Origin of the sequence: Jiangella rhizosphaerae, from assembly GCF_003579925.1 — a bacterium.
GTDB classification, from domain to species: Bacteria; Actinomycetota; Actinomycetes; order Jiangellales; family Jiangellaceae; genus Jiangella; species Jiangella rhizosphaerae.
Genome location: NZ_QUAL01000003.1, coordinates 24,874 through 48,488, shown reverse-complemented (window position 1 = coordinate 48,488; position 23,615 = coordinate 24,874). Strand labels below are relative to the sequence as shown.

17 protein-coding genes are annotated in these 23,615 nt (G+C 71.0%); 7 read left to right on the top strand and 10 right to left on the bottom strand.

Annotated features, from left to right (window positions below; translation table 11 throughout):
• Positions 1-89: 89 nt before the first annotated feature.
• The 4 genes from DY240_RS00325 to DY240_RS00310 form a co-directional block, all read right to left on the bottom strand.
• Positions 90-992: a carbohydrate ABC transporter permease gene (locus DY240_RS00325; protein ID WP_119657983.1), complete on the bottom strand. Its 903-nt coding sequence runs from the start codon at positions 990-992 to the stop codon at positions 90-92.
• 6 nt (positions 993-998) lie between these two features.
• The gene (locus tag DY240_RS00320) at positions 999-2,333 is read right to left on the bottom strand and encodes an ABC transporter substrate-binding protein (protein ID WP_119657982.1); all 1,335 of its coding nucleotides are present in this window, start codon (positions 2,331-2,333) and stop codon (positions 999-1,001) included.
• Positions 2,330-4,504 (bottom strand): glycoside hydrolase family 36 protein, encoded by a 2,175-nt coding sequence (locus tag DY240_RS00315; RefSeq protein ID WP_119657988.1) that lies wholly within the window; start codon positions 4,502-4,504, stop codon positions 2,330-2,332. Before DY240_RS00315 ends, DY240_RS00320 begins: the two co-directional genes overlap by 4 nt.
• Positions 4,505-4,617: 113 nt before the next feature.
• The gene (locus tag DY240_RS00310) at positions 4,618-5,631 is read right to left on the bottom strand and encodes a LacI family DNA-binding transcriptional regulator (protein WP_119657981.1); all 1,014 of its coding nucleotides are present in this window, start codon (positions 5,629-5,631) and stop codon (positions 4,618-4,620) included.
• A gap of 347 nt (positions 5,632-5,978) precedes the next feature.
• Between DY240_RS00310 and DY240_RS00305 the strand changes: the two genes are divergently transcribed.
• A complete protein-coding gene (locus DY240_RS00305) occupies positions 5,979-7,478 on the top strand; it encodes a twin-arginine translocation signal domain-containing protein (protein ID WP_119657980.1) in 1,500 nt (499 codons plus the stop codon).
• Positions 7,479-7,530: 52 nt separating this feature from the next.
• Here DY240_RS00305 and DY240_RS00300 read toward each other — a convergent pair whose 3' ends face one another.
• The 6 genes from DY240_RS00300 to DY240_RS00275 form a co-directional block, all read right to left on the bottom strand.
• Positions 7,531-8,547, bottom strand: a complete 1,017-nt coding sequence (locus tag DY240_RS00300; RefSeq protein WP_119657979.1) for a LacI family DNA-binding transcriptional regulator — start codon at positions 8,545-8,547, stop codon at positions 7,531-7,533.
• Positions 8,548-8,602: 55 nt separating this feature from the next.
• Entirely contained in the window at positions 8,603-10,252 is a 1,650-nt protein-coding gene (locus DY240_RS00295) for a type 2 periplasmic-binding domain-containing protein (protein ID WP_119657978.1), read from the bottom strand.
• A gap of 29 nt (positions 10,253-10,281) precedes the next feature.
• A complete protein-coding gene (locus tag DY240_RS00290; RefSeq protein WP_199700539.1) occupies positions 10,282-11,217 on the bottom strand; it encodes a carbohydrate ABC transporter permease in 936 nt (311 codons plus the stop codon).
• Positions 11,214-12,071 carry an ABC transporter permease gene (locus DY240_RS00285; RefSeq protein WP_119657986.1) on the bottom strand — a complete coding sequence of 286 codons (858 nt, stop codon included), beginning with the start codon at positions 12,069-12,071 and terminating at the stop codon, positions 11,214-11,216. The genes DY240_RS00290 and DY240_RS00285 overlap by 4 nt, the downstream gene beginning before the upstream one ends.
• Positions 12,072-12,157: 86 nt before the next feature.
• Positions 12,158-13,534 carry a polysaccharide pyruvyl transferase family protein gene (locus DY240_RS00280; RefSeq protein ID WP_147375144.1) on the bottom strand — a complete coding sequence of 459 codons (1,377 nt, stop codon included), beginning with the start codon at positions 13,532-13,534 and terminating at the stop codon, positions 12,158-12,160.
• Positions 13,518-14,312, bottom strand: coding sequence for an alpha/beta fold hydrolase (locus tag DY240_RS00275; protein WP_147375143.1), 795 nt, complete (start codon positions 14,310-14,312; stop codon positions 13,518-13,520). The genes DY240_RS00280 and DY240_RS00275 overlap by 17 nt, the downstream gene beginning before the upstream one ends.
• On the opposite strand from DY240_RS00275, the gene DY240_RS33130 reads away from it, so the two are divergent.
• The 6 genes from DY240_RS33130 (at position 14,262) to DY240_RS00250 (ending at position 23,603) form a co-directional block, all read left to right on the top strand.
• Positions 14,262-16,799 (top strand): hypothetical protein, encoded by a 2,538-nt coding sequence (locus tag DY240_RS33130; protein ID WP_233552551.1) that lies wholly within the window; start codon positions 14,262-14,264, stop codon positions 16,797-16,799. The genes DY240_RS00275 and DY240_RS33130 overlap by 51 nt on opposite strands.
• The gene (locus tag DY240_RS00270; protein WP_233552552.1) at positions 16,790-18,760 is read left to right on the top strand and encodes a DUF6807 family protein; all 1,971 of its coding nucleotides are present in this window, start codon (positions 16,790-16,792) and stop codon (positions 18,758-18,760) included. The genes DY240_RS33130 and DY240_RS00270 overlap by 10 nt, the downstream gene beginning before the upstream one ends.
• Positions 18,757-20,229: a GH1 family beta-glucosidase gene (locus tag DY240_RS00265; RefSeq protein WP_119657974.1), complete on the top strand. Its 1,473-nt coding sequence runs from the start codon at positions 18,757-18,759 to the stop codon at positions 20,227-20,229. Before DY240_RS00270 ends, DY240_RS00265 begins: the two co-directional genes overlap by 4 nt.
• Positions 20,226-21,317, top strand: a complete 1,092-nt coding sequence (locus DY240_RS00260) for a zinc-dependent alcohol dehydrogenase (RefSeq protein ID WP_199700537.1) — start codon at positions 20,226-20,228, stop codon at positions 21,315-21,317. Before DY240_RS00265 ends, DY240_RS00260 begins: the two co-directional genes overlap by 4 nt.
• A gap of 148 nt (positions 21,318-21,465) precedes the next feature.
• Positions 21,466-22,593: an enolase C-terminal domain-like protein gene (locus tag DY240_RS00255; RefSeq protein ID WP_119657973.1), complete on the top strand. Its 1,128-nt coding sequence runs from the start codon at positions 21,466-21,468 to the stop codon at positions 22,591-22,593.
• Positions 22,590-23,603, top strand: a complete 1,014-nt coding sequence (locus DY240_RS00250) for a Gfo/Idh/MocA family protein (RefSeq protein WP_158602677.1) — start codon at positions 22,590-22,592, stop codon at positions 23,601-23,603. The genes DY240_RS00255 and DY240_RS00250 overlap by 4 nt, the downstream gene beginning before the upstream one ends.
• Positions 23,604-23,615 lie beyond the last annotated feature (12 nt).

Below are 23,615 nucleotides of genomic sequence, written 5' to 3'. Positions count from 1 at the left end.
CGACGGCCGGCCACGCCGCTGCCCACGCCGCCGAGCCACGCCGCCGCCCGCCGGCGCGGCCACGCGGTCGCGCTCGGCCACCAGCCCGCTCACAGGATCTCCTCTCTGCGGCGCAGGATCCTGATGACGGGGAACGCGAGCAGCGCGACCATCAGGAACAGCACCAGGCTCATCGTCGTGGCCTGGGCGAACAGGCCCTGGCCGAAGGTGCGGTAGATGAAGATGTTGAGGATCTCGGTGGTGCGGGCCGGGCCGCCCTCCGTCGTCGCCTGGACGATGTCGAAGCCGTTCATCGAGCCGAGCAGCGCCGTGGCGACGCTGAACGTCACCGCGGGCGCCAGCAGCGGGAAGCGGATGGTCCAGAACGCCTTCCACGCCGGCGCGCCGTCCATGCGGGCGGCCTCGAGGACGTCCTCCGGCATCGTCTTCAGCCCGGCCAGGTAGATGAGCATCGACAGCCCCATCCACTTCCACGCGTGGATCAGCGCGACGACGACGATCGTCCAGGTGGTGTCGCCCAGCCAGGGCGTCGTGACGTCGCGGCCGGCGAAGAACCCCAGCACGTCGTTGAGCGCCCCGTCCGGCTTCAGCAGCGCCTGGAAGACGTAGCCGACCGCCAGCGCGGACATCAGCACCGGGATGAAGAACGCCGCCCGGGCGAACCGGTTCAGCGCGGTGTCGCGCTCGAGCAGCACGGCCAGCGCGAGCCCGAAGACGTTCTGGAAGATCGCCACCAGCACCGCGTACACGAGCGTGATCCGCAGCGACGAGAACAGCGTGCCGTTCTCGGCGAGCGCGGTGAAGTTCGCGAACCCGACGGCGTTGATCTCGCTCTTGAAGCTGGACCAGTCCGTGAACGCGTAGACGAAGTTGAAGACCGTCGGGACGACGAAGAACACGGCCAGGACGACCAGCGCGGGGAGCAGGAACCAGCCCGGGTGGGTGGTCCGCTCCCGCCGCCGGTCAGCCGTGGGAGCGGAGGCGTGCGCCATCGGCGGTCATCCTCCGACCCCGGCCGCCTGGGCCAGCTGCTCGAACTGGTCCTGGGTGGCCGCCGCCACCTGCTCCGGCGTCATCGTCCCTGCGAGCATGTCGGCGAGGTTGAGGTAGAGGTCGGGGTTGGCGACGGCGAGCGCCTGCATCGAGCCGACGGCGTCGGCCAGCGACGCGTGCACGTCCAGCAGCGCCTGCGGGACGCCGTCGGGGCTGGGCACGTCCGGCTTCAGCGAGACGGTCTGCCGGTCCTCGACGAAGTCGGCGTAGCCGGGCCCCATCCAGTACGCGAGCAGCTGTCGCGCCGCCGCCTCGCGCTCGGCGTCCCCGGTGCGGAACGCGACCAGCGCGTTGCTCTGGTCCGGGATGAAGGTGCCGACGTTGCCCGACGGCGAGATCGGGAAGAACCCGATGGTCTCGTCGAGCGTGGCGGTGTCGGCCTTGGCCTGGAGCTGGCCGAAGAACGAGTTGACCTGCATGACCATCGCGGCCTCGCCGGCCAGCAGCGCGTCGCCCTGGTCCTCGAACGTGGCCGTGACGATGTCGTCGTTGAACAGGCCCTCCTGCACCAGGCTCTGGTAGGTGGTGATGGCGTCGAGCACGACGGGGCTCTCGAACGTCTCCTCACCGGCGTTGACGCGGTCCCAGAACCCGTCGGCGGCGGCGTCGGCCAGCTGCACCTGCACCCACCACTGGGTGGCCCAGCGGTCGCCGCCCATCTCGTAGAACGGGGTGACGCCCGCCGCGTCGAGCTGCCGGGCGATCTCGATCATCTCGGCGAAGTCCGACGGCGGCTCGGTGATGCCGTTGGCGGCGAAGACCTGCTTGTTGTAGTAGACGCCTTCGACGGCCGGGCTGGTGATCAGCGCGGCGTAGCGGGTGCCGTCGAGGATGCCGGTCATGTCCTGGAGCTCCGGCGCGAGCTCCTCGATCCACGGTGCGCCGTCCAGCGGCTGCAGGTTGGTGCGCGCGTTGATGGCGGTGAGCATCGACGCCGTCGGCTGCCAGAACGCCAGGTCCGGCATGTCCCCGGTGGCGACCCGGGTCTGGATGCCCTGCTCGTACGGGTCCGGGATCGTGACGACCTCGACCGACGCGCCGGTCTCCTCCTCGAACGCGGCCACCACCTGCTCCGGAACGGTGGTGCTGTTCTGCGCCGCCCAGATGGTCAGCTCGACGCCGTCGAGGTCACCGGCCGGATCCGGCCACGCGGCGTCGCCGCCGGCCGTCTCGCCGCCCCCGCCGTCCTCTCCCGACGGTCCGGACGCGGGGTCGCTGCAGGCCGTGGCGGTCAGGGTCACGGCGATCAGCGCCGCCACGAAGGTCAGGGATCTCTTCATCGAGCCTCTCCTCGTCCTCGGTTCGTACGGATCGGTCGGGTGTCACGCAGGCGGAACACACGAGCTGACGGAGCCGGCTCGCCCTGCAGGCGGAGGACGCCGGCGTCCGCGTCCCACGCCTGCCGCCAGGCCGGCAGCCGGCGCGGATAGAGCACGTCGATCTCGGGGGTGGTGCCCCGCAGGTGCGGCAGCGGGAGGTCGGTGACGGCGCCCGCACCCGGCCGCCGCCACACGGCCAGGAGGCTGTCCCCGCCGGCGCGCAGGCCGAGCGCGATCCAGCCGTCGGTCCAGCCGGGCAGGCCGAGCGGCCAGAACGGCACCGCCGCGGCCACGCCCGTCCGCATCTCCCGGTACGCGTCGACGCCGTCGCGGACCAGCGCGAACTGGTCCGCCGTCATCCGGTTCAGGTGGCCGGAGAGATAGAGGCGCCCGAGCAGCCCGGTCGTCATGGTGAACGCGATCTCCTCGTCGGACATCTCCGGCTGCGGATACGCCCAGTTCGCCGACTGTTCGGGCAGCACCGCCATCGGCGCCGCCGCGGCGATCGGCGGATAGCGCAGCGGGTTCTGCTGGTCGCTGGTCGACTGCAGCTGCAGCCGCGCGAGCAGCGCGTAGTCGATGCGCATGCCACCGGAGCCGCAGTTCTCCAGAACCAGGCCCGGGTGACGGTCCAGCACGCCCTCGAGCCAGCGCAGGTGGGCGCGGTTGTGCGCCAGCAGCCCGGCGCCGGGGGCGTCGGCCTTGGCGTCGGTGCCGGCGCCGGGGTTGATGTTGTAGTCGAGCTTGAAGTAGCCGATCCCGAACTCCTCGACCAGCCGGTCGACCGTGGCGTCCAGGTGGGCCACCGCGGCGGGGTGGCGCAGGTCGAGGTGGTACCGGCCGTTCTCGGCCTGGCGGCGCCCGTCGCGCTGGAAGAACGCGTCCGGCGGCAGGCTGTCGGCCAGTGGGCTGCGCACCCCGACGACCTCGGGCTCCAGCCACAGGCCGGGCCGCATGCCGGCAGCGCGGATCGCGTCGACCACCTCGCCCAGACCGTTCGGGAAGCGGGTCGCCGACGGCTCCCACGCGCCGACGCTGTCCCACCACGTGCCGTCCTCGTCGTACCAGCCGGCGTCGATGCAGAAGTACTCCGCGCCGGCGCGCGCCGCGGCGTCGACCAACGGGAGCAGCCGCTCGGTGGTGGGGTCGCCGTCGAGGGTGTTCATGTAGTCGTTGAAGACGACGGGCAGCGTCCGGCGGTCCGGGTGCGGCCGGACGATCGCCCGCCGGTACGCCGTCAGCGCCGCCACCGCCGCCTCCGGTCCGCCGTCGCCGACGGCCAGCGCGGCCGGGACGCTGCCGAACTCCTGACCCGGCTCCAGCGTGTGCCGCCACTGGTGGTCGGCGTCGCCGGGTCCGTGCAGGGCGAGGTAGACGCCGTCGAGCCGCTCCCCCACCTCCCATCGCCAGGCGCCGTTGTGCTCGATCTGGAACGCCCAGGCCCGTCCGCTCGCGGTGTCGAGCAGCGCGCCGGCCGGCAGGTACTCCCCGGACGACCACGATCCGTGGCTCGCGACCACCAGCGCGCCCCGCGGGTTCTGGCCGTGCGCGGTGAGGTCCACGTCGGGCAGGCGGCGCTCCCGCAGCGGCCGCCGCTGCCACCGTCCCTCCGCCAGCCAGTCGTTCTCCGCCCAGAGGACGTCGATGCCGTCGGCGCCGCCCCGGCCCGGACGGAACGCGCCGGTGGCCAGTGAGCTGACCGCGTGCAGGGTCACCGGCTCGGCCCCGGTGACCCGGACCGTCGTCGTCGCCTGGATCGCCGCCACCCCGAGCGGTGAGCGCAGCACCGCGGTGACCAGCAGCCCGGCGCGGTCGTCGACCTGGTCGACCTCGAGCGTCGTCCAGCCGCCCGCCCGGTGTTCGCGGTGCCCGGCATAGCGCAGCCGCGCGCCGACCGTGCTCTCGATCTGCCGCGGGCCCGACCACGTGCCGCCCTCCCCCGCGACCAGCAGCTCGACGAGCGGCTGGGTGGGTCCCGGCGCGGCCGGCTCCATCGCGGCCGGCTCCGGCGCGGCCGACTCGAGCGCGGCCGGCTCGATCCGGGTGAGCCGCACCGGCCCGCCGGGTTCGGCGGCCAGGACCACGGTCAGGGCGTCGTGTCCCCACACGACGCTCACGGGCTGCGACGTCATCGGCATCGGCCTTCCTCGGTGCTGTTAACGCTCACAGGAGCAGGCGTTCCGCCGATGATAACGTTTTCAGAATCGCAGTCAAGAGGTCCACGGCCGACCAGCGCGGCGGTGGATCAGCCGGCGACCGGCGGAGGTCCGCTGCTCTCGCGCACCACGAGCCGGGCCGCCGACGACGACGTCTTGGCGGTGTGGCCCGTGCCGAGCAGCTCGCCGAGCAGGGCGAACGAGCGCCGGCCGAGATCGGCGAAGTCCTGCTCGACCGTGGTGAGCGCCGGCGTCCAGAACCGGCCCATGGGGTGGCCGTCGAAGCCCACCACGCTGATGTCGGCGGGCACCCGGCGACCGGCCTCGTGCAGGCCGCGCATCAGGCCCATGGCCAACTCGTCGTTGCCGCACAACACGGCGGTGACGTCGTCGCGTCCGCCCAGCTCGCGGCCGATCTCGTAGGCGCGCTCCGGCTCCCAGCCCGCGTCCAGCACCGGCGGCACGTCGACGCCGGCCCGGGTCAGCGCCCGCTTCCAGCCGGTGGCCCGGCCGGCCCGGCGCCCCGACGTCGGGACCGCGACGTAGTGCACCGTCCGGTGACCGAGCCCGAGCAGGTACTCGGTCGCCGCCGTGGCGCCGGCGGTGTCGTCGAGGACCGCGTGCGGCACGCCGTCGCCGCGCCCGCCTGAGGCCGCCACCACCGGCAGAGCTTCGGGCAGGCGGTGCAGCGCGGCCGCGCCCGGCGGGTCGAACTTCAGCACGACGACGCCGGCGACGGGATGGCTCAGGGCGAGGTCGACGGCCGCCTGGACCGCCCCGGGCTCGTCGGTCTCGATGACCGTGATCATCACGATGAAGCCGGCCAGCCGGGCGGCTTCCTCGATGCCCTGCAGCGTGGTGGCGTAGCCGTAGCGGGTGGTGTTGCTGGCCAGCACCGCGATGACCGACTGCCGGCCCGTCACCAACGCCCGAGCGGCGCCGTTCGGGCGATACCCCAGCTCACGGATGGCCGCCAGGACGCGGTCGGTCCGCTCCTGGCTGACCGGGACGGAGCCGGTGATCACCCGCGACACCGTCGGCACCGACACGCCCGCGAGTCGCGCGACGTCCGTGATGGACGGTGCACGCGTCGACCTGGACATATGGCCAGAGCGTACCCTCAGCGCGCGTCCTTCGGATCGAGCGGACCACCCCGGGGTGTGCCGTCACACCCTTCGGCGGAACTCGAGGGTCGGCGGCGGCCCCGGTGGCCACCGTGCGCCTGGAGCTCGACCGCTCGGAGTATCGACCGCGCCGCATCCGTGCACGCCGTGCCGCCGGCTCAGCCCGTCCCCGCAGGCAGGTTCGGTGGGGCGAGCGGCCCAGCTCGCCGCGTCCGCGCGTTCTGCGGCGTGAGAACGCCCGTGAGCCGGGGACTAGGCAGATCGACATCGGTGCTATATCGTTCCATCACCATCGATGGAACGATATAGCACTGAGAGGAGCACCGATGTCGTTGCACTCCACGCCGGCCGCCGCCCGTACACGTGTCGAGACGCTGAGCCGGCGCGGGTTCTTGGCCGCTGCCGGGGCCGGCGCGCTCGCGCTGGCCGTAGGCGCTTCGCCCCGCGCCGCCGGAGCCGCCGAGACCTCGTATCCCGTCCGGTTCCTGTGGGACTTCCCGATGACCGGCTATGCGACGTACCCGCATCACAACGGATTTCTCGACCAGGGTCGTCATCTGGTGATCCGCAAGCGGATCACCGGTAGCACCGACACCACGAACCACCTGCATCTGTGCCACCTGGAGTCAGGCGAGACCATCCCGCTGCCGGCCGGGCCCCATGGCCGCCGCATCATCGGCGGCTACTGGGACGTCCACTACGCCTCCGGTCTGCTGATCCAGGCCGAATCACAGAACCAGGCCCAGATCGACGGGGTGGCGCCCCGCGTGTGGGCGCTGGACGTGCAGGAGTTCCTGACCACCGGCAGTGCGACATGGGAAGTCGTCTGGCAGATCCCGGCGGCACTCGGCGGGATCAAATACGCCGACGACTCGGCGTCGATCAACCGGTACGCGACGAAGCTGGCCCTGAGCGTGCTGTGTGGTCCGGCCGACGATCCCGGCATCCCCGGCGACCAGCACTCCAAGGTGGTCGAGATCGACCTCGCGACGGGTGCGTGGGACGTTCGCGCCGACCAGCAGAAGACCCTCAACCACGTGCACTTCTCGCCGCACGACCCGGAGTGGATCATCTTTACCCGCGAGGGCGACAGCACCCTGCACAAGGAGCGGGTCTGGGGCTACCACCCGGTTCACCAGCCGACCGGCGCCAACATCGTGCCGCAGATCCTCTCTGACGGCACCGTGCTCCGCCTCTCGCACGAGCGCGCCGCCTGGGACTCGAACTCGGTCGTCGTCATCAACTACGAGGGCGGCCACAGCCTGTGGCGGGGCTTCTTCGACGGGCGCGAGCCAGAACTACTCGCCACGGGGAACTTCGTCCACTGCGACATCTCGCGTGACGGCCGGTACGTGGTGGTCGACGACGGTGGGCGACCGGCGGGCAAGCTCCAGCTGGTCGACCTGGCGAAGGACAATGCATTGACCGTACTGGTCGATCCGGCGTACCAGGGCTCCGCACATCCGCGGCACGCGCATCCGATCTTCTCACCGGATGGCCGGTACGTGCTGTGGAACGAGTCGGACCCGGCCAGTCCCTACACCGGGGGCTTGACCATCGGCGTGCTCGACCTGCGGCCCGACGGTTACCGCGACGCCACGATCATCTTCGGGACGACGGACTCCGGCGTGCCGAACCGATCGACGTCCGACGGAACGACCTTCCTCGACGCGGTCGACCCCGGGCAGCCGTTCGCCAGCCGATCCGCGTTCCTGCGCAAGGTCACCACCGTGTGTCGTGAGTGGCACTCCAGCGGCCTGCTCGAACCGAGCGAGCGGTCGGCGGTCCTGCGAGCCGCGACGACCTCGCGTCTCGGCCACCGCTGACCGATCGTGCAGGGCCATGGGCGGCCTGGATCGCGCCGCCCATGGCTCGCGTTCACCGGCCGTTGACGGCCCGGGTCGACGCCCGCACGATCAGCCGCGGCGCGGGATCGGTGATCATCAGAGGTTCGACCTTCTCGCCTTGCCGGAGCCGCTCGAACATCCGGATGCCCTCGAGGCCGAGCTTGTGCATCGGCATGGCGACCGTCGTGATCGCGGGCCGCTCGACATCGGCGAACGGCACGTCGTGGAAGGCGACCAAGGACAGATCGTCGGGCACCCGCACGCCGAGGTCGCCTGCCGCCGCGACCACGCCGCGAGCGGTGACGATGTTGTTGACGAAGATCGCCGACGGCAGGCTGTCGCGAGACAGGAATTCGGCGGCCAGACGGTACCCGGCCTCCGGGTCCTGCACACAGAACATGATCCAGTCCTCCCGGACCTCGAGTCCTGCGTCCGTCATCGCCTGCCGGAACCCGGCGAGACGCCGCTTCGTTCCGCTGAACTCCGCGACGCCGCCCAGGAATGCGATGTCGCGGTGGCCGAGCTCGATGAGGTGACGGACGCCCACGGCCGCGCCCTCGGTCTCGTCGAGGGCGACCCAGTGGAATCCGGGCAGGTCGACGTGGTCGAGGACGAGCAGCGGCGCCTGGCGCCGGCTGAGCTCGGTGATGATCCGCTGGTCGAGGGTGGCCGAGTGGCGGACGATCGTGCCGTCGACCTGGCCCTGCCCGAGGATGCGCTCGACCAGCTGCGAGCCCGACACCAGCTGCGCGGCATCGCCGAGGAGCACGGCGTAACCGAACTCCTCGGCGCCGGCGTAGATGCCCCGCAAGAGCGGCTCGAAGATCGGTCTGCTGATCTCCGGAATGATCACCGCGAGGAGGTTCGTCCGCGACAGCCGCAGGCTGCGCGCGGCGTGGTTGGGGACGTAATTGGCCTTCCTGATCTCGGCGAGGACCCGCTCGCGCGTCTTCTCGCTCATTCGCACATGCTTGTTGTCGTTGAGGACGGCGGAGACGAGCGATACCGAGACCCCTGCCCGCTCCGCCAGGTCCTTCAACGTCACCATGGCTGCCACACTAACGCCGCCAGGCGGCAACCGGGATGTGCCCACTCGATACGGCTCATGACCTGGTCGCCGCGTAGACCTCGGCGAGCTCGAGGGCGATCTCCTCGCCGCCGTTGAGCTGGTAGTCGTCGACTGCCGTCCGCCAGGCGCCGGCGTCCTGACGGCCCTGGAGTATCTCGTTCGTCAGGTCGGTCATGGTGATGTCGAGGCTTCCGCCGTTCGCCACCAGGGACTCCACGTAGAGCCCGTCGGCGGGGTTCCGCTTGGCATCGGAGTTCAGGTACGTCTGGAACGCGTGCTGGACGCTCACGGCGTCCGGGAATCCGGGCGCCTCGACTTCGAACGGCGCGTTCATCAGCAGACCGAGGTTGAGCCACTCGACGTTACCGGTCTCGGTCCGGGCCGGCTCCCCGTTCTCGATCGTGAAGTGGTCGCCTTCCTTGCCATACCAGGACGCCAGCTTCTCGACCGAGCCGATGGGCGCGGCGAGGTAGTTCGCGACGGCGAGGACGGTCTCGATCCGGTCCTGCGCTCCGTTGCCGATGCCGCATTGTTCGAGGACATCGGCGCCCCGCCATGGCGCGCCGTCGTAGCCGTCGGCGAAATCGAATACTCTGGTGCCGTCGATCTTGAACGTACCGGCCACGTCGGGGAAGCTCGACGCGACGTTCTGATAGTAGGCGGCCCAGGCGGACATGCCGTCGGCGGCGAACACCGATTCGCCACTCATGAAGCGCTCCTTGTGACCGGCGCCGGTGAAGGCGTCGGGGTGCACCACGCCGGCGTCCATCAGCTTCCGGCCGGCCTCGAAGAAGTCTGCCTGCCGTTCATCGGCCCAGTAGCTGACGAAGTCCTCGCCGTCGTGGGTCCACCGGTTGTCGATGCCCAGGCATTGGCGGAGGAACTCCATCGGGAAGTTCGCGAACGCCCAGCGGTTGTGCGCGGGATCGCTGATCTCCCTGGCGACGTCGAGGAACTCGTCGAAGTCGGAGAACTCGGTGGGCAGTCCGGCGGCCTCGAGCAGATCGGTTCGCTGGAACAGCACGTTCGACGTTCGCAGCCCACGCCACAGCGGAATCGTGCGGATGCGGCCGTTGTAGACGCTGAACCGCCACGCTTCGGTGGGGATGTTGGCGAGGTTGGGGTATGCCGCGATGGCGTCGCCGGCGAGATGGTCGGTCAGGTCGACGGCCTCGGCCTCGAGCAGTTCCGGCAGCCGCGGAGCCCGGTAGAGGGTGAACAGGTCCGGCAGCTCGCCGCTGGCCACGGTCGTGGAGAACACGTTGGCGTAGTCGGCGCCTGGCACCAGCTGGACGTCGAGGTCGGAACCCAGTTGGCTGTTGAGGTACTGCCAGAAGGAGTTCTCGTTCATGGCCGGGCGCGCGGGTGCCCAGTTCGGGGTCATCGCGGTCACCGGGCGGCCGTCTCCCGGCGGCTCCGGAACCGTGCGGACGAGATTGCGCACCTCGGGGTAGCGGAGGAAGCCCGGGTTCACCCCGTCCGGGGTGCCGGGCAGGTCGGGCGCCGGCCCGTTGAATGGGCGGTGGACCGGCAAGTCGAAATCGGTGCTGCCTGCGCCGCCGGAGGTTGGCCGGGTGCTGCCGGGCGTGCCGGTCGAGCAGGCGGCGAGGACGCCGATGCCGAGGGTCAGCCCGGCGCCACCGAGGAGCAACGAGCGCCGGCTGATGGAACGAGCTGTGGACATGACTCTCCTTTGAGACGACGTGATGTGGTTCAGCCCTTGACGGCTCCGGTGAGCACGCCTTTCGCGAAGTGCTTCTGCAGGAACGGGTAGACGAGCACGATCGGGACGACGGAGATGACCAGCACGGCCATCTGGATCGAGCCTTGCGCCGGGATGACCTCGACGTTCAGGTCCGCCTGGGCGAGCGGCGTGTCGTTGACGACGTATGTCCGCAGGATGAGCTGGAGCGGCCACAGGCTGGAGTCGCGCAGGTACAACAAGGCGGTGAAGAAGGAGTTCCAGTACCCGACGGCGTAGAACAGCCCGATGACGGCGAGGATCGCCTTCGACAGCGGCAGGACGATACGCCGGAAGATCTGCCACTCCCCAGCTCCGTCGATGGTGGCGGCGTCGGTCAGCTCGGCGGGGATGGCCATGAAGAACGCCCGCATCACGATGACGTTGAAGCCGCTGACCATCGTGGGGACGATCATGGCCCAGACGGTGTCCAGCAGTCCGAAGTCCTTCACCGCCAGGTACGTCGGGATCATGCCCGGGTGGAACAGCAGGGTGAGCAGCACGAGGATGAGCGCGATCGACCGTCCCGGCATGCCTGGCCGCGCCAATGCGTAGGCGAGCAGTGCGGTCGCCGTGAGGGCGAGCGCCGTGCCGACCACGGTGACGAACACGCTGACCTGCAGGGCTCTGGTGACGACGCCGCCGGCGAAGATCGTGTCGTACGCGGAGAAGTCGACGCTGTCCGGCCAGAACACGAACCCCCCGGCCTGCGTCACCTGGTCGCTCGGGGCCACGGAGGTGGACACGATGCCGACGAACGGCAGGATGATCGCGAGGCAGACGAGCGTGAGCACCACGCCCTTGACCGCACGCATCAGCGGGTGCGGAGGAACCTGGCCGTTGCGGATGCCCGTTCCTCGCCGCGGGCCGGGCTTCCGGTGCCCGCGGCCGATGGTGATCGAGTTCATCTGCGGTACACCCCAGCCTCTCCGAGCCAGTGGGCGATCTTGTTGGCACCCAGAACGAGGACGACGCCGATGAGGCCCTTGACGAGACCGACGGCGGTGGCTTCGCCCCAGTTGCCGCCGACCACGCCCTGGTTGTAGACGTAGGTGTCGAGGACTTCCGAGGCGCGTAGCCCGACGGCCGGCTGCTGCAGGATGAGCTGCTCGAATCCCACCGTCAGGGAGCTTCCGAGCTGCAGAATGAAGAGCAGGACGATGATGCCTCGCAGCCCGGGCAGGGTGACGTGCCACATCTGCCGCCAGCGGCCGGCGCCGTCGACCGCCGAGGCCTCGTAGAGCTCGGTGTCGATCTGAGAGAGCGCGGCCAGGAACAGGATCGCCGCCCAGCCGGTGTCCTTCCACATGACCTGCGCGGTGATCAACGCGATGAACGCGTCGGCGTTGCCGATGATGTTCAGCCCGTCGTACCCGTGCTGCCGGAGGAAGGCACTGATCGACCCCGCGCCCCCGAAGACCGTCTGGAAGATGGCGACGATGATCACCCAGGAGAGGAAGTGCGGCAGGTAGGTGATCGACTGGACGATCCGCTTGAGCCGTTCCGAGAGCAATGAGTTCAGCAGAAGGGCCAGCACGATCGGCAGCGGGAAGACGAACACGGTTTGCACGGCCGTGATCACGAGCGTGTTCGAGACCGCGTTCCAGAACCGCGCGTCGCCGTCGACGATGACGCCGAAGTTGTCCCACCCCACCCACGGCGAGTCCCAGATCCCGACGAACGGCAGGTAGTCCTTGAACGCGATGACGTTGCCGACCAGGGGGTAGTAGTGGAACGCGAGGACGACCGCGAGGCCCGGCATCGCGAACACGGCGAGCGTCCAGTTCCGGCGGCGGCGCCGGCGAGTGGGCGCGCCGGCCGCGGTGGCGAGCCGCGTTCGCTCCGGCGCTACCGCCGCCACGACACGGCTCCGTCCTCCGCCGCCTTCGTGACCACGGTGGCCGCCTCACTCAGGAGCGCACGCGCGCGTTCGTTGCCCGCACGAGTGACGGCGCGCATGCCGGCGGGGTCGTCGATCACGCGCTCGACCCAGCCGACGACAGCCGCGGCGCCATCGGTGACCTCCACCTGTGCGTGCGGGAGGCCGAGGTCGGCGTACATTCGCCCCTTGACCGTGTCGCACGGTTCCCGCACGTACAGCCCCGGTGTCCCGTACGACGAGGCGATGATCGGCGAGTGGCACTCGTGGCCGAACACGGCAGCGGCCCTCGCATAGACGCCCGCCGCCTCCTCGAGTGGCCAGAATCTCGGCAGGTGGTGCACGAAGGGCTGGACGTCGTCCGGATATCCGGATGCGAGGTAGCGCAACCCCAGCTCGACCTCATGGACCATCTCCGGCACGATCAGCACCGGGCATCCTGTACGCCGGACCCAGGCCACGATGCCCTCGCGCAGCGGTGCCATGTCCGCCTCGGTGTAGAGGGCGTTGACCGCGTCGCGGCGCCAATGCTCCTGACCGGGCGCGAACCCGCGCAGCCGGTAGTACGGCGTCCATCGGACGGCCGGGATCACGCACGCGAACCGCCCCTCGGCCAGGCCGAACTCGGCCATGGTGGCGGCCGCGGCCTCGTGGTCGACGACATCGCAGGCGAATGTCGCGTCGGGCCCGAGCTCCAACACGTCTGACCGGACGCCCTGAGCGCGGAGGTACGCCAGCGACAACGAGTCGCGGCAGTACACGAACGCGGCGTGATCGAGAAGGTCGCGCAGGCCGGCGTCGAGATAGACAGGCGGCAACTGGCCGATCATCAGCTCCAGCTCAGGCAGAGTCGCCTGCTGCGGCGGGTCGAACGGGTCGAACGTGACGCCGAGGAAGCCATACGGCTTGCCGGTGACTGTGCGCCAGGCGCGAACGTCGCCGGCGCGAAGAGGGCTGGGACCGGACCCGTGGACGAGCAGGTCCGCGGCGTCGAACTCGGCCTGCAGCGCCGCGGAGTCGGGGCACCCGCCGGCGTCGATTCCGCCTTCGACGATGGTCACCTCCGGCAGGTGGGCGGCGAGCATCGCACGCTCTCGTTCGTCGAGCCAGACCGGCCAGAGGACGATCTCGGCATCCGGCGCGGCTCTTTGGATGGCCTGGATCCCGCCCGGCGCGTGTGCGACGTCGCCGATGTTCGCCGTCTGCCAGGACGCACGAAGCAGGATGCGAGGCGTCATGTGACCAGTGCCTTTCGGTGATGGAACGTTTGAGTGATGGAACGTTATACCAGACAACGTGAGACGACAAGGGCTGCCGGCGTGGCCCGCGTCAGCGCGGGCGGGCACCGACGCCTACGAGGCACCGCCCGGCGAAGGCCGCCAGATCGGCGGCGTCGAAGTGCGACGGGTCGCCGTGGCCGCCTGACACGTGCAGGGTCGAGATCTCCCGCGGAGTGATCGACGCCAGCCGATCGGCCATCGGCGCGGCGTGGGCTTCGGGCCGGATGAGGGAGTCACCCGGGGACGACACGAACCGGTAGCGCACGGCGGCGGAGAACTCGCCGGCATCGGCGTGCATCGGATCCCACGGGCGCGGATCGTCGCCGGCATAGGCGATGTCGATCTCGGCCCGGTGATCCGAATCGTTGTCCCAGCGGTCACTCAAGCTGCAACACGGCTGCACCAGGTATGCCCCGGTCACGGGGCGATCCCCGAACCGGATCCAGTTCAGCGCCGCGAGCGCGCCCATGCTGCCGCCGATGAGGAGTACCACCGGCGCCGTCGTGAATCGACCGGCGGTGGCGAGGAGCTCCGACAGCCCGGCGGCGCTCCGGGGCCCGCCCCAGTGGTTGCCGTACAGCTGGCCACCGGCAACGACCCAGCCGTCCTCGTTGAGCTCAGTCAGCCACGCAGTGTCGGCGCGGTCGTCCACCGTGCCGTTGCGGCCGTGCAGGAATATCGCCAGCGGCGCGTCGCGCGGCGTTCGCCGGCGCGCCTGGAACCGCACGAGCTGTCCGCTGGGCGCGGCGAACCGGTGCACCTCGATGGAACGGTCCATCGATGACCTCCAAGGATGCCCGCCGAGCTCGGCCGGCAGACGTTTGCGCTTGATGGAACCTTCCATCAAATGCTAGCGTCCCCCGCGCGTCGCAGATCGAGGGACCAGGAGGCTGCAGTGGCATGTCGTCGCGACCGCGGCTCGGGCGGCTCACGTCCGATCAGCCGCATGGGACTGGAGCTGTCGCTCAAGCCGTTCCCCAGCTGGAAGCAGCACGATCTGGACGAGACGTGCGCCACCGTCTTCCGGCAGTGGGAGCCGTTGATCGACGCCGCCGACTCCGTCGCCGTCCTGTTGTGGGTGGCCGACGGCAGCGAGATCCTCGAGTGGGACGGTGACCCCGGGAGGGCGATCGACTGGGCCAGCACGGTGGGCTTCAACAACACCGAGGCGAGGCCCTACGGGCACAACGTCACCGAGGACCGCGCGGCGGTCCCCTATCGGGCCGACGTCCCGGCACTGACGTATGCCGACGTCAGGCGCGTGGTCCGCACCGTCAAGGCAGTGGGCGCCCGCCTCACCGGCCGCCCGCTGACCGTCGGCGCCACCTTCGATGCCGGCCCCGAGTTCGCTCGTTCCGACTTCAAGTACCGCCGTCACCCGGAGATCCTCGGCCGGGCGAGCGACGACGGGCTCGCTCCGATGATCCAGATGGTGAACGCGGCGTCCGTCCTCGAACCGGACACACGCGGCTACGCCGGGTTCCCGCGCGGTATCGCCGCCGGGACGTCCTTCGGCACCTTTCTCGGGAGGCAGAGCAGCGCCTATCTCGAGGCCATGGGGTTCGACTACCTGTGGCTGTCCAACGGTTTCGGATTCAGTGCCTTCCCATGGACCCCGCTCGGAGCCGTCTTCGACGGACACCGGTTCCGCTCCGAACGTGCGGCCGCCGTTCGCGACGACATGCTCGGCTTCTGGCGTGACCTCACGACCGAATGCCGCCATCCGATCGAGGTCCGCGGCACGAACTTCACTGTCGGGATCGACATCGGCGGCGACGCGGTCCCGGCCGACGAGATCTACCGGATCGGGAGGTTCCGTAACCCACCGCCCAACTCGCCGTGGGGACCGCTGAACGACGACTTCGGGATCGAGATGTCGGGTTACCTCTCACGCATAGCCGAGGTCCCGACCAGTGGATTCATGTTCCGGTACTACGTCAACGACCCGTGGTTTTGGCAAAACCCCTGGCGCGACTTCTATCGGCGCGAGCCATTCGACATCCATCTGCCGCTGAGCGTGGCACGCATCGATGCCAACGGCCAGGTGAGCACGGCGGGCGACGTTCAGTTCCTCACGGTGGACACGGAGTCCGGGGAGCTCGACCCGCGCACCGGGCGGGAGGTGGCCACCCATGTCCTGGAGGCACTGGAGACACCGCCGGACGCCGCCGGGCCGTTCGTCTGGCTCTACCCCTTCACGGAGTACCACCACGATCTTCGCACGGACCCCCGCACAGTCGCGGAGCCGTTCTCCGAGGATTGGTACGTCACCGCGGCGATCAACGCCGGCCTGCCGCTGAACACAGTCGTGTCGACGTCGAATCTTGCGGCCGCCCTGCGCCATGGTGCGCTCAACGACCGCGTGCTCGTTGCGCCGACCCGTGCCCTCACCGACGAGTGCTGGGACGCCCTGGTCGCGGCTGAGGTCAGCGTCCTGGCCTATGGCCCGCTGAGGCGCGCAGGGACACGATTCGCCGCGATGCTCGGGCTCACGGAAGCCGAGGGCGTCGATGGTGATCTCAGTCTGACCACGGAACTGCCGGCCGATCACATCGACAGCGGGGGTGCCCCCGTGTCACTGCACCATGCGGCCGTAGTGTCCGGCGGACCCGTCACGACCATACTCACCGGCCGCCCGCCGGGCACCGACGTCCTGGCCTCGGTGTCCGACGGCACGACCTCGCGCGTGTACGCGGCTGCGGCGACCCTGCGCGGCACGGCCCGGGTCGCGTGGATACGCGGATCTGCGCCGTTCACAGAGGCTGCGGTCGACCACAACGGCCTCCCCAGTCCGGTCCCGCTCGACCCCGCCAATTACGTCGACCCCGGAGCACTGATACGCAGCCTGACCTCAGTCTTCGGCTACCGATTGGGCTTCTGGCGCCGCACCGCGCGGTCGCGGACCGCTGTGCAGTCGTGGCACCGGCACGCCGGCGCCTACTGGCTCAGCGGCTACTTGGCCGACACGACGACCCGCGTCCGGCTGCGCCTGCCCATGGGCGCGCCGCTGCTCACCCACCACGACGCCTGGTATGAGTCCGGCATCGCGGAGTACCAGTTCGGCCGGTCGTACCACGGCGAGGCCCGGGTTTTCGTCGACCAGGAGGCGGCAGGTGTGCTGTCATGCCGCGAGGCCGCCCCGTTCCCGTACGGGATGCGGCGGGCTCTGCAGGTGACCGGGCTGGTCGAGGCGAGGCTCGGCGTCGTGCTGCCGCGCAGTGTCGACGCCCGGTTCTCCGTCGGTGGCCGAACGGTTCAGCCCCGCGTCGACGACCGAGGCTGGCACCTACTCGAGCGGGTCACTGGGACGCTCTCGGTGGCGTGGGCGTGAGCCGGCCGCGTGTCGCCCTCGCGGGCGTCCACGGGTACGGCGCTCTCCACCTGAGGCGCCTGCTGGCCGCCCGGGACCGCGTCGACCTCGTCGCCGTCGCCGACCCCGTCCCGCCCGGCGCGGGCCTGCCACCGGGGACGGCGGTGCACGCCGACCTGGCGAGCCTGCTCGACGCCACGCCAGACATCGACGTGGTCGTGGTCGCCACCCCGATTCACACCCACGCCGCGCTGGCCGAACGGGCGCTGCTGGCCGGCGCCGACCTGCTGCTGGAGAAGCCGCCGTTCGCCCGGCTGGCCGACTTCCACCGGATTCGCGAACTCGCCCGTGCGGAGAGACGGGCCGTGCAGGTCGGCTTCCAGAGCTTGGGATCGCACGCCCTGGCGGAGTTCGACCGCGACGCGTTCGGTCTCGGCCCGGTTACGGCTGTCGGCGCGGTCGGGCTGTGGCGGCGCGACCGGTCCTATTGGCGGCGGTCGGAGTGGGCCGGCCGGCGGCGGCTGGCCGGCGTGGATGTGGTCGACGGTGTCGTGACGAACCCGCTGGCGCACGCCGTCGTGACGGCGTTGCGCATCGCCGGGGCACGCGGCGTCGACGATATCGGCACGATCGATCTCGACCAGTATCGTGCTAACGACATCGAGGCCGACGACACGTCCGTGGTACGCATCCGCACCGCGGGCGGGGCCGTGGTCACCTGCGCCCTCACGCTGTGCGCCCCCGAGCAGCGCCCACCCGTGGTGACGGTGTCAGGTCCCGGCGGCGACGCCGAGTTCGACTACACCAGCGACCGCGTCGTGACCTCGCGCGGCACGCGACTCTGCGGCCGAACCGACTTGCTCGGCAACCTGCTCGACCACCGCGAGCACGGCACCGCGCTGGTCGCCCCGCTGGAGGCCACCGGCGCGTTCATGGCCGTGATGGAGGCGGTGCGCACGGCGCCACCGCCGATCGCCGTCGACGCGGCGCGGACCAACGACGGCGTGCCCGTGCCGCCCGGCATCGTCGGCCTCGCCACCGTGGCAGCCAGGCGGCACGCGACCTTCCGGGAACTGGGCGCGCCATGGGCCGCTCCACGCGCCGACAGCCGGCTGGCCACCCTCCGGATCGCCGGACAGCACGTGGCCCACCTCCTCGACGGCATGGGAGCCGCCCCGGCATCCAGCCCGAGACCGTTCCTCGACCGTGTCCGCACCCTGGGCGGCGTGCTGCTGAGCACCGCTCATCCCGCTGACCACGACTGGCACGTCGGGGTGAGCGTGGGCATAACGGACGTCGACGGTGCGAACTTCTGGGGCGGCCGCACCTACCGGCGTCCTGCCGGCTACGTGTGGCAGAACAACCACGGCCGCGTGTTCACCGCCGGCATCGAGATCGGACCGGGCCGGCTGGCGCAGCGGCTCGAATGGCGTGCGTCGGAATCGGTGCTGCTGTATGAGAGCCGCCTCCTGTCCTGGTGTCCCGTCGAGGCATTGGGATGGCAGCTGACATTCGAGTTCACTCTGACGCCGGCGGCGCCTTCGGCCAGGCTCGCTTCGCCCGGCGCGAGCGGCAGACCCGGCGCGGGCTATGGCGGGTTCTTCTGGCGCTTCCCGGCCTGCGACGACGTCCTCATCCGGAACCGGGACGGTGCGACGGGCGAGGACGCGGTCCACGGGCGACGATCGGACTGGCTGTTGTGGTCGGGCCGATTCGCCGGCCGGCCGGCCACGGTGGTCTTTCGTGCACGTGACGCCCACGGCGATCCGTGGTTCGTGCGCCATCGCGATTATCCGGCCGTCGGCGCCGCCTTGGCCTGGGACCGGCCCCGTGTCGTCCGTCGGGCCGCCCCGTTGACGAGATCGTTCCAGCTCCTGATCGCCGACGGCCGGCTGAGCTCCGATGACGTCGAGGCCTGGGCCGCCTCGGCCGGATCCCGCAGTGACGACGAGCAATACCACGAGGAGGCATTGAGCCGATGAGGCAGACAGCGACGGAACGGACCACGGCCGACGACTACCGTGAATACGGGCTCGCCTTTCCGGCCGACTTCGTGTTCGGGTCCGCCACCGCGGCGTATCAGATCGAAGGCGCCGTCCGCGAAGACGGGCGAGGCCCGTCGATCTGGGACACGTTCTCGCACACACCGGGCGCAGTCGTCAACGGCGATACCGGCGACGTCGCGGCCGACCACTACCACCGAGTCGAGCAGGACCTGGACCTCATGACCAGCTTGGGTCTCCAGGCGTACCGCTTCTCCATCGCCTGGCCGCGGGTGCTGCCCACCGGCACCGGACGGGTCAACGGGGCGAGCCTCGCCTTCTACGACCGCCTGGTCGACGGCCTGCTCGAGCGCGGCATCCGGCCGATCGCCACCTTGTACCACTGGGACCTTCCACAGGCGCTGGAAGACGACGGCGGCTGGGCACGGCGCGACACCGCCTACGCGTTCGAGGAATACGCCGGACACGTGGGAAGCCGCCTCGGAGACCGGATCGACACGTGGACGACCCTCAACGAGCCCTGGTGCTCGGCGTTCCTCGGCTATGCCGCCGGAGCCCACGCACCCGGGCGCCGAGAGCCCGCGGCAGCACTGGCCGCGACACATCACCTGAACCTCGCCCACGGCCTGGCCGCTCGAGCGCTCCGCGATGTCGCCGGCGCCCGCACTCGCGTCTCCGTCACCCTCAACCTCCAGGTCGTCCGCGGCGACGCCGAAGCGGTCCGGCGCATCGACGGACTGGCGAACCGGATCTTCCTCGAACCGATGCTCCACGGCCGGTATCCCTCCGACGTCATGGCAGACACCGCCGGCGTGACCGACTGGGCCTTCGTCCGGGACGGCGACGAAGCACTGATCAACCAGCCGCTGGACGTGCTGGGGATCAACTACTACTCCACCAGCCGGGTTCGGCTGCGCACCGGCACCGGCCTCGGCCATCGAGCCTGGGACGGCGCGGCGGACGACACGACCGACGACGACGCCTCCCCTTGGGTGAGCGCCGACGAGGTCGAGTTCGTGCCGCAGCCGGGGCCGTACACCGCCATGGGGTGGGCCATCGACCCGTCCGGGCTCGAGGAGCTGCTCGTGTCGGTCGCGCACCGCTATCCGGGGCTGCCACTGATGATCACCGAGAACGGTGCGGCGTACGACGACGTCCTCACCGTCGACGCGGCCGGCCGATCCAGGGTCGCCGACGCCGAACGCATCGACTACCTGCGCCGGCATCTCGTAGCGGTGCACCGTGCGATGGCTCGCGGCGTCGATGTCCGTGGCTATCAGGTGTGGTCTCTCCTCGACAACTTCGAGTGGGCCCGGGGATACGCGAAACGATTCGGGATCGTCCACGTCGACTACCAGACGCTCGAGCGCACGCCGAAGGACTCCGCCGCGTGGTACCGCGAGCTCATCGCCAATCGCCGCATCCCAGGAGAAGGGTATCCGACATGACGACCGCGAACACGGTCCCTGCGACCATGCGAGCGCTGGTACTCGAGGACTACGGGCAGCTGACCGTGCAGCGGCGTCCGGCGCCGCGGCCCGGGCCGGGTGAGGCGTTGGTGGCGATCGCGGCCACCGGCATCTGCGGATCGGACCTGCACGGATACACCGGCGAGAACCAGCGCCGGCACCCCGGCCAAGTGATGGGACACGAGACGGTCGGCCATGTCGTCGAGTACGGCGGCCCGGTGCCCGACGGTGCGCCGACCCCGGGCAGCGCCGTCACGGTCAACCCGCTGCTGGCGTGCCGGGAGTGCCAGGCGTGCGCCGCCGGCGATGCCCACCTCTGCCCGCGGCGCCGCGTCATCGGTGTCGACCCCACCATCAGCAGCGCGTTCGCCGACTTCATGGTGGCGCCGGCGGACAACCTCGTGCCATGGTCCACGCAGGCGGCCGTGGAGCACGGCGCGCTGGTCGAGCCGCTGGCGGTGGGGATGCACGCCGCCAACCGCGGCGGGGTGCGCGCGGGCGATGTCGTCCTCGTCATCGGTGCCGGGCCGATCGGTCAGGCCGCCGTCCTCGCCGCCCACCGGCTCGGCGCGGACACCGTGCTGGTCAGTGAGCCGCAGGACGCCCGCCGGAAGCTCGCGGCGGATCTGGGCGCCCAGCCGCTCGATCCACGGTCGGACGACGTGGTCGCCGCGGCGCGCGATCTCACCGCGGGTGCCGGCGTTCCGGTCGTGATCGACGCCGTGGGGACCGGGCGCTCGGTCACTGGCGCCATCGACGCGTGCGCCCGGGGCGGCCGGTGTGTGCTCGTCGGGATGGGCTCGCCGCACCTCGAGGTCGCGGCATACGGGCTGTCCACCGAGGAGCGCGCGCTCGTTGGCGCCTTCTGCTACACCCACGGAGAGTTCGCGGAGACGGCAGCGTGGGCGGGCGCCCACGACGACCTCCTGGCCCGGCTCGTCTCGCGCGTCGCCCCGGTGGACGAGGCGGCCGACCAGTTCCGCGGTCTGGCCGCCGGCGACGACGACGCCTCCAAGATCATCATCGCGTTCGCCCCGCACGGGACATCGCCGACGACGGACGGCTGAGCAGTCCCGGCCGCCGGCCCCCCGAGTCGTCGAACGCTTCGAGGAGCATCATGTCCCGTCATCAGACACGCATCGGACCCTTCCTCGCCGTGTACTTCCTCTTGCGGATGCACATCATCCCGGGCTTCGCCAGCGGGGTGAGGGGCTGATGGGACTCCATCCCGGGCCGCTGGTCACCGCCGTCGAGACGCGCGTGGCGCCCTTCTCGTCGCCGGCCTGGCTGGACCGGCAGCGCATCTCCACGCCGCTGGGCTGGTTCCCTGAGCACGCCGAGCAGCGGTCGACGTGGCGCGGCCCCGGCGCGGATCTCGTGTGGGTCCTGATCCGCACCGACGACCCCGCCCTGTACGGCATCGGACAGACCCGCGGCGGCATGGTGGCCGAGGCGCTCATAGCCCGCCACCTCGCCGGCCTGCTCGTCGGGACTCCGGCCCTCGAGCCGTCCCGCACAGTCGCCATCCTGCGCCGTGCTGCGGCACCGTACGCCGCGGGCGGTACCACCGAGATGGCAGTGGGAGCCTGTGAGCTCGCGCTGTGGGATCTCGCCGCCCGCGCGGCCGGCCTCCCGCTGTTCCGCTTGCTCGGCGGCCGCGACGGCCCGCTGCCGTACTACGTGACCTGTGCCGACCCCGCTGCCGCCGCCGGACTGGAACCGGAGTTGCTCGACGGCGCTCACACGGTCAAGGTGCCGATGGCCTACGGCCCGGCCGACGGCGCTGCGGGGTTCGGCCGCAACGTCGAGCGCGTGGCCGAGGTCCGGTCCGCACTGCCCGCCGGCGTCGGTGTGTCGGTCGACTGCTTCATGTCCTGGGACGTGCCGTATGCCACCCGGTTCGCGGCCGCGGCCGCGCCGCACGGGCTGGACTGGATCGAGGAGCCGCTCGCGCCCGACGACGTCGCCGGCCACGCCGAGCTGCGGGCCCGGTGCGGGCCCGTGCGCATCGCGGGCGGCGAGCACACCTTCGGCCTGCGTGCCGGCGCCGCCCTCATCACCGCGCGCGCCGTCGACGTCCTGCAGTGCGACGTCACCTGGTGCGGCGGGCTCACGGTCGCGCGCACCCTCGCCGAGTTGGCCGCCGAGCACGGAGTCGTCTTCGCTCCGCACGCCTCCGGCACCCAGCCGTGGGCCCTGCACCTGCTCGCCGCGGCGCCGCCAGGCGCCCTGGCCGAGGTCATGGCGGGTGTCGCCCGACAGCCCACGGTGCCCCGGCCGTCATCCGATCCCGGCGTGGGTGTCGACCCCGCGGCGATCGGCTTCGCCATGGGAACGTCGTGAGCCCGGCGCCGGTTCGGGTCGGTGTCGTCGGCGCCGGTTGGTGGGCGACGTCGCACCACCTGCCCGCCCTGGCCGGGCATCCGGGCGCCCGGCTCACCGGCGTCGTCGATCGGGACCCGGACCGCGCCGCCGAGGCCGCGGCCGCATTCGGCACGACGTCGTACCCGGACCTCGCGGTGCTGCTCGCCGATGTCGACGCCGTGGTCGTCGCGACGCCCCACGACACCCATCATTCAGTGGTCATGGCCTGCCTCGCCCGCGGTCTCCACGTGCTGGTGGAGAAGCCACTGGCGCTGTCATTCGCCGACGCCGCCGCCATGGCGCGGGCCGCCGACGACGCCGGCGTGCACCTCGTCGTCGGGTACACGCACCAGTTCGAGGACGTGGCCGCGTTCGTCCGCGACGCCGTCCGGCACCGCATCGGCCCGCTGCTGCAGGTGACCGTCGAGTACTCGTCCCGGGCCGCACGGTTGTACAGCGGCGGAACCTACGGCGCCGAGCACGGCGGCGGTCAGGCCCGCACGCAGCTCACCCACGCCCTCGGCATGCTCTGCTGGGTGACGGGCGAGGAGATCACCACCGTCGCCGCCTTCACCGAGGGCCACGGCCACGGGGTCGACGTCGACGACGCCGCGATCCTGCGCCTGTCCGGCGGCGCGACAGCGACGGCCTGCTCCAGCGGACGCACACCCGACGGCGTCCCAGTGCGCCAGCACATCCGCTACCTGGGCGCCGACGGCGCGATCGACCACGACCTGTTCCGGGGCGAGGCCGTCCTCTTCCGGGCCGACGGCACGCGCGTCGCACGCGAGCACAGCCAGCACGAGCCGCCATACCGGGCCGGCGAACCGGCCCGCCGCTTCGTCGACCTCATCGCCGGCCAGGGCGAGAACCCCGCACCACCCGGCCCGGCCGTCGCCGCGGTAGCCGCCGTCGAAGCCATCCTCGAATCCGCGCGCCGCGGTGCTTACGTCAGGCCATCGCAGATGCGCTGCGACCACACACGGTGACAGCCGGCGACG